The following is a 9960-nucleotide window of genomic DNA, read 5'->3' on the forward strand; positions in this document are numbered from 1 at the left end:
CACGAGCGTCATTGCGAGCGCAGCGAAGCAATCCAGGGCCGGATCAGGACGCCCTGAATCGCTTCGCTGCGCTCGCAATGACGGGCTGGTGGCCTGCCGCTTCTCGGTTTGTGTAGGCGCTTCTTTGTAACCGTTGGCGCAGGCGGTTCAGCAGCGACTGGTTTGGACGAGTACGCTGTTCACCAGACGTGCCGTGAAGAAGCGGGATCCCGGGTCAAGCCCGGGATGACGTTGGGGGTGGCGGGACGCCTCCCGGACTGGTTCGCCCGTTGGCCCCATCTGCCGCGACTACGGCACGCGCCGTACCTCCAGCGGCACCTCGCACACCTCGATCCCGCCACCGCCGATCGTCGGTGCCGGTGGGTTCTCACGGCGGCGGATCATTTCCGCGAAGCGCGGATTGTCGGCGGCGCGATACTGGAAGCGCGGGCGCTCGGCGGCGGGGATGTCGCTCGCCAGCCGCATGGTTACGATCGGCGTGCGCTCGGCCGGGTCGGCGTAGAAGCCCATCGGCGCATTGCTGCGCGGAAGCGACGACAGATATTGCATGCCGGCGATGATCCGCCCGACCAGCGCATAATTGCGATCGAGCCGCCGCGCCGACTGGCCGATCGGCGTCGACATCTCCGCGCCCGAACCGGTCATCGGATCGGCGTCACGCGCGACATTGACCATGCCGTAGCAATGCGTCAGCCACGCATGGCCGCGTCCGTCGCTGGCGACCGGCCAGCCATCGGCGGTGATCCCCGATACGGCCGAATGCGGGTCCGGCCGCGCGAGCGTTTGAGCAGGGGCGAAGCGCGCGATCTCGAATTCGGGGGCCTGACGCGCGGGCACGCCGGGGGGCAGCGGCTTCTTCTCGCTGGGGTCGCCCCATTGCGCGACCCAATTTTCCTGCACGCGATAGACGCTGAGCCCGTCCCACCAATGCGCCGCGGCGAGCCGCCGGATACTCGCGACATGCAACGGGGCGTAGGCGGCCGCCAACCGGATCACGACCGTCCGGTTTCCGGCGAGTTGCATCACCAGCAGTTCGTCGTCCGGGATCATGCGCCAGTCTTCGGCGACCGGCTCATGCGGCGCAGGCGCGGCAGCGGCGGCGGGTGCCTGGGCGAGCAGAAGGAGAGCGGCGAGCGTCGACATGGCCGCAACGTGACGCATCGCTCGACCCGAGGCAATCGCCACGCTTGCGCAATATGGCGACACGCACTAGGGCCGCCGTTCCAAGGCATGCGGAGCGGTGGCCGAGTGGTCGAAGGCGCTCGCCTGGAAAGTGAGTATACGGCAAAACCGTATCGAGGGTTCGAATCCCTCCCGCTCCGCCACTTCGGTCCCCGGCTGGGCACGCCGATTGCCGCCGATTTCCCTCCCTGCGCTGCCACGAGCGTCCTGAGGAGGTCGCTTTTCGATCCCATGATGCGGACCTCGTCGTCGCCGACCTCGACGCGCTGGGCGAGCGCGCGCAGATGATCCCGCCGATAGCCGCCTCCGTCGAGGCGCATCCGTTCGCGCGCGGCCTGTGAGAGCCGGCTGACCATCTCCGGCGTGATCGCCCGCTCGCCGGTGCTCTCCAGCATCGCCTGCGCGCGGTCGGCATCGACGCGCGACTGGTCGCGGATGACCTTGAGGCCGGCGATGCGCTCCTTCAGCGCCGGGTCGTCGAGGTCAGCGACGCCCGCCTCGATCGCGTCGTAGAGGCGCTTGAGGCGCAGCTCCGATTCGGCGGCACGGCGGTTCAGCTCGGCGATGTGGACGCGGCGGCGCTCGGACTGTTCCTCGCGACGGCCGAGGATCGTCTCCAGCAGTTCCTCCAGCCGCTCGGGATCGAGCAGCCGGTCCTCGATGTGGCCGGCAACGAGGCCGTCGAGCTTGTCCATCGGGATCGCGCGGCCCTTGCAGCCGGTCTCGCCCTGCCGCGCCTTGATCGAGCAGGCATAGTAGCGGTAGCGCCCGCCCTTGCCGGTGCGGATGGTCATCGCGCCCCCGCAATTGCCGCAGAAGCAGATGCCGGTCAGCAGCGTCGGGCCGATGACGACGCGGTGCGGCAGCGCGGTCTTCTGGTTGCGCGCCTTCATCAGCGCCTGCACGGCGTCGAAGGTCGCGCGCTCGATCAGCGGAGGCACTTCCACCGTCACCACCTCGGCATCGGGCTTCTTCTCCTTGGTCTTGGAGCGACGGTTGAACTCGTGCTCGCCGATATAGGTGCGGCGCGTGAGGATGCGGTGGACCTGGCCGATGCCCCAGCGCCCGCCGTCGCGGGTGAAGATGCCGCGGGCGTTCAGGTGCTTGACGATCGCCTTGACGCCCATCTGGCTGTGATCGGCCTCGGCGCCGAGCGCGAGGCGGTAGATCAGGCGAATCGTGTCGGCGTGCAGCGGGTCGATCTCAAGCTTCTTCTTGGTCTTGGCACCCCGCTGCTCGGCCGCGACGGTGCGGTAGCCGATCGGCGGCAGCGAGCCGTTCCAGAAGCCCTGCCGGGCGTTCTCCTTCAAGGCGCGCAGGACGTGCTTGGCGTTCTCCTTCGACTGATACTCGTCGAACAGCGCCATGATCTGGCGCATCATGACGTGCATGGGGTCGTCACCCATCTCCTGCGTGATCGAGACGAGGCGCACGCCGTTCTTCGCCAGCTTCCTGACGTAGAACTCCAGCTCGAAGTGATCGCGAAAGAATCGGCTGAACGAGTGGACCACGACGACATCGAACGGCGCGGGCTTGGATGTGCCCGCCTCGATCATGCGCTGGAACTCGGGGCGGCGGTCGTTGGTGGCCGAGGCGCCCGCCTCGACGAAGGTGTCGACCAGTCGGTAACCGCGCGAGGTGCAGTACGCCTCGCCCTGCCGCTTCTGGTCCGGGATCGAGACGTCGTGTTCGGCCTGCCGGACGGTCGAGACGCGCAGGTAGAGCGCGGCGCGCTGGACGATGACGGGCGTCTCGGCGTTCACGGCCGGTCTCCTTGCTTGTCGGATGTCGAGGTCAGTTCCAGCGTCAGCACGACGCGGTCGGGGATGACCTTGGGGGCGAGCTTGCGCCCGCTGCGTTCCATGCGGACGATGCCGTGGGCGATCATGGCTTTCAGCGTCCGCGACAGGTTGGGCTTGGCGCGCCCGGTCAACGCGACGAGCGCGTCGAGCGACTCCGGCTCGCGTTCGGCGATGAGGCGGAGCATGTCGCGGTTGGCGGCGGAAAGGATGCGCGCGAAGGATTCGGTCGAGCCGAACCAGACCGCCGGCTCGCCCCGCGCCGGCTGCTCTTCGCCGCGCATGATGCGCTTGCCCCGCGCCTTCATCTCGTCGGTGTCGGCGATGCCGATCGTCAGCGTCGTCACGGTGCGCATATCTCCCGTCCTGGCAACCGCCGGGCCGGGCGCGAGCGTCAGGCGGGCCGGATGCTATCCACGATCATTATCACCAATAGACAACATCATCCAGGGAAATGATGGGGGCGGCTGGCGCGTGTCGCGCGATCCTATCGACCGGATGGTCCGAACAACTCGTCGAAGAGGTCGGCGAACCAGCGCTCGAACACCTCGATCTCCGCCTCGGTGATCGGCACCCGCTCGGGCCAGTCGTCGGTGACGCGCCACGTCTTCGCCTCGGCGGCGGGCGCTGGCCCCCGCCGTGGGTCCGGCTCGACGGCATAATAGTCGTAGAGATCGTCGGGCAGGATGCCGGCGGCATCGCCAGCGCGGCGAGTGGAGCGAGGGTGACGGTCGGACACGGACGTCGATGAAGTCTCCTGTGGTTCGTCGCGGCACTGTCCCGCCCCACGATCCTGCCGCCTCGTTCCCCGCGGTGAAGTGGGCGTGACGCGATACCTCGATCGCGTCAGCCGATCGCAGTGTCGGACGTGCCGTCGGCGCGCCGCGCCTTCGCGAAGGCGCGATCGGTCGCCATAAACCGTTCGAGCATGGGCGCGATCAGCCGTGTGGGATCGGCGGCGGGCTGGCCGCTCTCGCGAGCGAGCACATCGGCATAGGCGGTAAGGTCGCGGTGCAGGTGCGCCGGCAGTTCCAGCGTGACCTTCACGGGCTTATCGTCTGCGATGGGACCGAGCTTCAGCTTCGTCATGTGTCAGTTCCGATAAGGTTCGAGGACGAGGTCGCGGGTGACGATCACGCGGACCGGGAAGCCGGGGCGGATGGCCAACGTCGGTGCGATGTCGAGCTGGCGGCCGACCACCTGCCGGCCGGTCTGGCTGATCCCGTCCGACGCGCCCTGGCGCAGCGCGCGAACGAAGTCGCCCTGCTCGCCCGAGCTGCCGGCCTGCGCCCCGACCGACAGCAGCGTGGAGAGGCCGGCGGCCTTGGCGAGATCCCACCAGTGGTGGTCAACGCCGTCCTCCAGCCCGGCATAGCCCTGCGCGTCGGCACCGGGCTGGCGCTCCAGCACAATCGAGCGGCCGTTGGGGAAGATCAGCCGCGTCCATGCGAGCAGCACCCGGCGCTGGCCGAAGCCGACGCCGCTGTCGTACTGGCCGATCAGCCGCGTGCCCTGCGGGATCAGCAGCAGGCGTCCGGTCGGGCTGTCGTAGACGTTCTCGGTCACCTGCGCGACGATCTGGCCGGGCAGGTCCGAGCGGATGCCGGTGACGAGCGCGGCGGAGATCACCGCGCCGGCCTGCACGACGAAAGGTGATGGCGGTGCCGTCACGCGGTCGGGCGCGCCAGTGCGCCGGTCGGCGGGCTGGTTGAGGAAGGCGAGCTGCCGGTCTTGCGCGGTGGGCGTGGCCGTCCGGCCGGGTGCTCCCATGCCGGCGAGGTTCGGCATCCCGTCGCCGGGCACGCCGCTCGCCGCCGCAGTCTGTGCGCCCGCCTGGAAGAACACCCGGCTGGTGCGCGCCGCCTCCAGCTCCTGCCGACGCCGTTCCAGTTCCTGGCGGCGACGCTCAGCTTCGGGATCGGGCGCGGCGGGTCCAGCAGGCGCGTCGATCCCCGAAACGGGTACGGGCTGGCCGCGGGTCTGCGCGTCAAGGATCGGGCGGCCGAGATCGCCGGGCAGCGGTGGGCCGAGCACCCGGCCGGTGTAATCTTTCGGCAGCGCGTTGAGGCCGTCCGGCGTAGAGCGCCCATCGGTCGCGTAGACCTCTTCGGCCGGTTTACCGCCTTGCTGGACTTGGAGCGCGTAGATCAGCGCGCCGCCGAGACCGACGCCGGCGACGCTGCCGAGCACCGCCAGCGCCTTGCGCGACAGTCGGGTGACGCGCGGCGGCTCCGGCCGCAGCCGCATCGGCGCGACCGGCTCGCCGGTCAGCGGTCGGACATCGTCGTCGGCTTCCGGCAGGCTCGGCGCGCTCTTCTCGGGATCGACGCCGGTCATGACGACGGCCTCCCATCGGTGCGGAGGATGCGGACGGTCTGCTGGCGGTCGCCCTTGCCGAGGCGCAGCTCGGCGGCGCCGAACAGGCGGTCGACGATGAGCACATTGCGGTGGACGCGGCTGTTGACGATCTCCGGCTCGCCTTCGGAGCCGACGACGAACAGCGGCGGCATCTCGCCCTGGACGATGCCGCGCGGGAACTCGACGTAGACGCGCCGCCCGTCGTCGTAGACCGCGATCGGTCGCCACGGCGGAGCGTCGCCGGTCAGGGCGTAGCGATAGGTGCGCTCGGCGGCGGCCGGTATGATCGGCGTGGCTGGCACAGCGGCTTGTTGCGAAGGCGGCGGGACCGGATAGCTCCACGCGACCGAGGGCATGTAGGGCCGTTCGCCCGCGTGCAGCTCGATCAGATAAAGACGCCGGTCGGTGGTGATGACGAGGTTGGTGGAAAGGTCCGCCCGCGTCGGCTTGACGAGGACGTGGACGCGGCGGGTGTCACCCGCGCCGCTCTCGGTGTCGCCGATGATCCATCGCGCGGTGTCGCCCGCCGCGATCGGACCGGCGCCGGTGAGGCTCTCGCCCGGTTCGAGCGCGATGTCGGTGATCTGCCCGACTGCGGCGTAGACCTGGTAGAGCGCGCCCTCGCTCCACGGATAGACCTGGATAGCGTTGTAATAGCCTTCGCGGCGCGGCTGGACGCGGGCGGCGGCGTTGGCGTTCTCGACGCGCGCGGTCGAGGTTCCGGCAGCTTGTCCGCCCCGTGCCGGCGTCCACGGCGGCGGGACATGCAACGGCCGGGGCCGCGATGGTACGGCGAGCATCGGCACGGGCGGCAGCGGCGGCACCTCGGCATCGTAGCTGATCTCGGGCGGCTTCTGCGTCGTGGCGCAACCGGCGAGCATCGTCGCGGCGGACAGTGCCGCCGGAACGGACGTGAGGCGCAGGATCACTGGCCCAGCTCCTTCGACCAGTTGATCGCGTTGACGTAGATGCCAAGTGGGTTCTTGCGCAGCGCCTCGGCATCACGCGGCGGCTGGACGACGACGGTGAGGATCGCGGTCCAGCGGGAGGTCTCGGCGAGACTGCCGTCCTGGTAGCGCCGCTCGGTCCAAGCGACGCGGAAAGAGTCCGGCGAGGCGCGGATGACCGACGACACGTCGACGGCGATCTGCTGCTTGCCGACCTTCGCGAACGGGTCGTTGGCGCGGGCATAGTCGTTGAGCGCCTGCGCGCCGGTCGCGGTCGTGAAGTCGTAGGCGCGCAGCCAGTTCTGCCGCACGACGATCGCATCTGCCGGGATGCTGCGGACCTCCTCGACGAACCGCGCGAGGTGGAACGCGATCTGCGGATCGGTCGGGCGGTAGCCTTCGCTGGCGGGCGCCACGGCCTGCGCCTGACCGAGCTTGTCGACCTGCACCACCCACGGCACGATCGAGCCACTGGCACCCTGCCAGACCAGCGCGGTCGACAGACCGGCGGACAGCGCCAGCGAGCCGAACGCCATCAGCCGCCAGTTGCGCGCCTGGACGCGGGCCGAGCCGATGCGGTCGTCCCACACCTGGGCGGCGCGCTGGTAGGGGGTCTCGGGCTGCGGGGTCTTGCCGTAATGCGCGGCGGGTCGTTTGAAGATGCTCATCGGCGGTCGCCTTGGTCGAGGGAGATGGAAGAGCCGCCGCCATGCGCGTCGCCGGATCGCACGGCGTGCGCGGCGGCCTGGACACCGTGGGTGAGCTGCTGGGAGCGCTTCATGCGCTTCGCCCATGCGGGTTGGGTTCCCGCCGCTGGAGTTGCAGGAGCCGCGCCGTCATCGCCCGGCGCGGCGTCGCCGCTCACGGCACGGCTACCGGACTGGAAGCTGGACCGGAGGCTGTCGGCCGCACGGCCGGCGGCGCGCTTCAGCGGCGAGACGGCCGCCTTTCCGCCCGCGCTGGCCACGTTGCCGAGACCGGAAGCGACGCCGGCCATGCCGGACTGTCCAGCCGCACCGGCCTGATAGGCGGTGGATGCGCCACCGGCGAGCGCCGCTCCGCCACGGGCAGCAGCGGCGGCACCACCCGCCAGCGCAGCGCCGCCGGACGCGACCGCGCCAATCGCGGCGCCACCGGCGGCGACCATGCCGCCGGCCGCCAGCCCGGTGCCGATCGCAGCACCCGCGCCGAGCTGTGGACCGCCGGAGACGAGACCGTTGGCGATGCCGGGACCGAAGATGCCGAGGCCCAGCAGCGACAGCGCGGCGAGCACGATCGCCATCGCGTCGTCGATGGTCGGCGTCCGCCCGCCGAAGCCGGCGGTGAACTGCGAGAACAAGGTCGATCCGATCCCGACGATGACGGCGAGCACGAGCACCTTGATGCCGGACGAGATGACGTTGCCGAGGACGCGCTCGGCCATGAAGGCGGTCTTGCCGAACAGGCCGAACGGGATGAGCACGAAGCCGGCGAGCGTCGTCAGCTTGAACTCGATCAGCGTGACGAAAAGCTGGACGGCGAGAATGAAGAAGGCGAGCAGGATCAGCGCCCATGCGAAGAGCAGGCAGGCGATCTGGATGAAGTTCTCGAAGAACGACCAATAGCCCATCAGCCCGGAGATCGAGTCGAGCAGCGGCCGTCCGGCATCGAGGCCGGTCTGCGCCACCTTGCCGGGCCGCATGAGGTCGGCGGCGGAGAAGCCGGTGCCGGATGCCTTGAGCCCCAGCCCGGCGAAGCTGTCGAAGACGATCCGGGCGAGATTGTTCCAGTTGCCGATGATGTACGCGAACACGCCGACGAACAGCGTTTTCTTGATGAGGCGGCCGACGATGTCGTCCTCGCCGCCCATCGACCAGAACAGCGCGGCCAGTGTCACGTCGATGACGATCAGCGTGGTGGCGATGAAGGCGACCTCGCCGCCGAGCAGACCGAAGCCTGAGTCGATGTAGCGGGTGAAGACGCCGAGGAAGCTGTCGATGACGCCGGTGCTGCCCATCGTCAGCGCGCCCCGGACGCGGGCGACGTGCCGAGGAAACGGGCGCGGTTGTCGGCCCACGTCTTCAAGCACGTCGCATCGCTTGTCGCGGCCTCGCCCATGAACCGGCAACGTGCAAGCGCCTCGCGCATCGGGTCGGCGGGCGCGGTGGTGACCTCCACGGTCACCGGCACGACCGGTTTCTCCTCGCGCGTCATCTCGATCGCGGCGGCGGTGATGGCGATGCCGGCGAACGCGGCGGCACCGATGCGGGCAAGCGTCTTCGCCTCCATAAAGCGCCTCAGTTGCCGGGGTTGAACATGCGGGCGTTGCCGGGCTGGTAGCCTGCGCCCGGCGCGAGGAAGCGGCGGCGCTGTTCGCGGCCCTGCTCGGCCGCCGCCGCACGCTCGGCGTCGGACAGCGCCTGCGCGCGACCGTTCGCGGCCATCATCGCGGTGAGGTCTGCGAGCTGTTGCGCCTGGAGCGCAAGGAGCTGGTTGCCGGCCTGCGTTGCCTGAAGCGCGCCGGTCGCGCCTTGACTGCGGGTTACGAGGTTCGCCATCTCGGCGCGGTTGGTGTCGATATTGCCGACGACGCCGGCCTGCACGCGCATCGCGTCCTGCAAGCCACCGACCGTGTTCTGCCATCGGCTCCGCGCGTCGGTGACGAGCTGCCTGTCGGACACCGACATCGACGCGCTGCCGTATTGCCGCTGGAACGCCTGGTCGATCGACCGCACGTCGAAGGCAATATTCTGCGCCTGCTGGAGTAGCGCCTGTGTGCGGCGGACATTCTGCTGGAGCTGCTGGAGCGAGGAGTACGGCAGGCTGGCGAGGTTACGCGCCTGATTGACCAGCATCGTCGCCTCGTTCTGGAGGCTGGTGATCTGTTGGTTGACCTGCTGGAGCGTGCGCGCGGCCTGGAGGACGTTCTGCGCGTAGTTCGACGGGTCGAACACCGTCCACTGTGCCGCAGCGGGCGTCGCCAGCATCGGCGACAGCGGCACGGACAGGATGGTCGCGGCGACGAGTGCCGCGCGGCTACGGCGCAGGGTCATGATGATGTCTCCAGATTGGTGAGGTCGGGGATCAGGTCGGCCGCCCAGCCAACGCCGCGGTGGCGCAGCCAGGCGGCAAGGAAACCGGCGCGGCTGTGCTCGGCGACGATCGCGGCGATGGCCTGCTGGTCGATGCGCGAGGATGCGGCGCACAGCACCAGCGCCACGTCGGACAGGCCCAAGCTCGAACAGCCGGTTGCCGTGGCGCGACTGGCAGTAGTAGTCGCGCTTGGGCGTCGCCCGCGCGAGGATCTCGATCTGCCGGTCGTTGAGACCGAACCGCCGGTAGATGGCGGTGATCTGCGGCTCGATCGCGCGCTCGTTGGGCAGAAGCAGCCGGGTCTGGCAACTCTCGATGATGGCGGGCGCGATGGCGCTGCCGTCGATGTCGCTGAGCGATTGCGTGGCGAAGATGACGGAGGCGTTCTTCTTGCGCAGCGTCTTCAGCCATTCTCGGAGCTGGCCGGCGAAGCCCCTCGTCGTCGAGCGCGAGCCACCCCTCGTCGACGATGATAAGCGTCGGCGCACCGTCGAGCCTGTCCTCGATCCGGTGGAACAGGTAGGCGAGCACGGCGGGCGCGGCGTCGGTGCCGATCAGCCCCTCGGTCTCGAACGCCTGGACAGTCGCGCTGCCGAGATGTT

Annotated in this window: 10 protein-coding genes, 1 tRNA gene and 2 pseudogenes; 1 reads left to right on the top strand and 12 read right to left on the bottom strand. The window is 69.5% G+C overall.

The window, feature by feature from the left end; all coding sequences use genetic code 11:
* Positions 1 to 288 precede the first annotated feature (288 nt).
* Positions 289 to 1143 carry a peptidylprolyl isomerase gene (locus PGN16_RS15830; RefSeq protein ID WP_335310308.1) on the bottom strand — a complete coding sequence of 285 codons (855 nt, stop codon included), beginning with the start codon at positions 1141 to 1143 and terminating at the stop codon, positions 289 to 291.
* A gap of 91 nt (positions 1144 to 1234) precedes the next feature.
* Between PGN16_RS15830 and PGN16_RS15835 the strand changes: the two genes are divergently transcribed.
* Positions 1235 to 1325, top strand: a tRNA-Ser gene (locus PGN16_RS15835).
* Between the two features lie 576 nt (positions 1326 to 1901).
* On the opposite strand, the pseudogene PGN16_RS15840 reads toward PGN16_RS15835, so the two are convergent.
* The 11 genes and pseudogenes from PGN16_RS15840 to PGN16_RS15890 all read right to left on the bottom strand — a co-directional run.
* Positions 1902 to 2945 (bottom strand): annotated as a pseudogene (locus PGN16_RS15840) (recombinase family protein); the annotation flags it as partial.
* Positions 2942 to 3328, bottom strand: a complete 387-nt coding sequence (locus PGN16_RS15845; protein WP_327555342.1) for an HVO_A0114 family putative DNA-binding protein — start codon at positions 3326 to 3328, stop codon at positions 2942 to 2944. The pseudogene PGN16_RS15840 and the gene PGN16_RS15845, both read right to left, overlap by 4 nt.
* Before the next feature lie 140 nt (positions 3329 to 3468).
* Complete coding sequence (locus tag PGN16_RS15850) at positions 3469 to 3720, bottom strand: hypothetical protein (protein ID WP_335301938.1); 252 nt, start codon at positions 3718 to 3720, stop codon at positions 3469 to 3471.
* Positions 3721 to 3827: 107 nt separating this feature from the next.
* Positions 3828 to 4070, bottom strand: a complete 243-nt coding sequence (locus tag PGN16_RS15855; RefSeq protein ID WP_335301939.1) for a DUF2274 domain-containing protein — start codon at positions 4068 to 4070, stop codon at positions 3828 to 3830.
* Between the two features lie 3 nt (positions 4071 to 4073).
* Positions 4074 to 5318, bottom strand: coding sequence for a TrbI/VirB10 family protein (locus tag PGN16_RS15860; RefSeq protein ID WP_443019657.1), 1245 nt, complete (start codon positions 5316 to 5318; stop codon positions 4074 to 4076).
* Positions 5315 to 6220 carry a P-type conjugative transfer protein TrbG gene (gene trbG / locus PGN16_RS15865; RefSeq protein WP_335305634.1) on the bottom strand — a complete coding sequence of 302 codons (906 nt, stop codon included), beginning with the start codon at positions 6218 to 6220 and terminating at the stop codon, positions 5315 to 5317. Before trbG ends, PGN16_RS15860 begins: the two co-directional genes overlap by 4 nt.
* A gap of 44 nt (positions 6221 to 6264) precedes the next feature.
* Positions 6265 to 6948 (bottom strand): conjugal transfer protein TrbF, encoded by a 684-nt coding sequence (gene trbF, locus PGN16_RS15870; protein ID WP_443019663.1) that lies wholly within the window; start codon positions 6946 to 6948, stop codon positions 6265 to 6267.
* A 2-nt stretch (positions 6949 to 6950) separates the two neighbouring features.
* Complete coding sequence (gene trbL / locus PGN16_RS15875) at positions 6951 to 8282, bottom strand: P-type conjugative transfer protein TrbL (RefSeq protein ID WP_335305628.1); 1332 nt, start codon at positions 8280 to 8282, stop codon at positions 6951 to 6953.
* A gap of 2 nt (positions 8283 to 8284) precedes the next feature.
* A complete protein-coding gene (gene trbK-alt / locus PGN16_RS15880) occupies positions 8285 to 8554 on the bottom strand; it encodes a putative entry exclusion protein TrbK-alt (RefSeq protein ID WP_335301942.1) in 270 nt (89 codons plus the stop codon).
* Between the two features lie 8 nt (positions 8555 to 8562).
* Entirely contained in the window at positions 8563 to 9318 is a 756-nt protein-coding gene (trbJ, locus tag PGN16_RS15885) for a P-type conjugative transfer protein TrbJ (RefSeq protein WP_335301943.1), read from the bottom strand.
* Positions 9315 to 9960, bottom strand: a pseudogene (locus tag PGN16_RS15890) (TraG/VirB4 family ATPase); the annotation flags it as partial. The gene trbJ and the pseudogene PGN16_RS15890, both read right to left, overlap by 4 nt.

Source organism: Sphingomonas phyllosphaerae (assembly GCF_036946485.1).
GTDB classification, from domain to species: domain Bacteria; phylum Pseudomonadota; class Alphaproteobacteria; order Sphingomonadales; family Sphingomonadaceae; genus Sphingomonas; species Sphingomonas phyllosphaerae_E.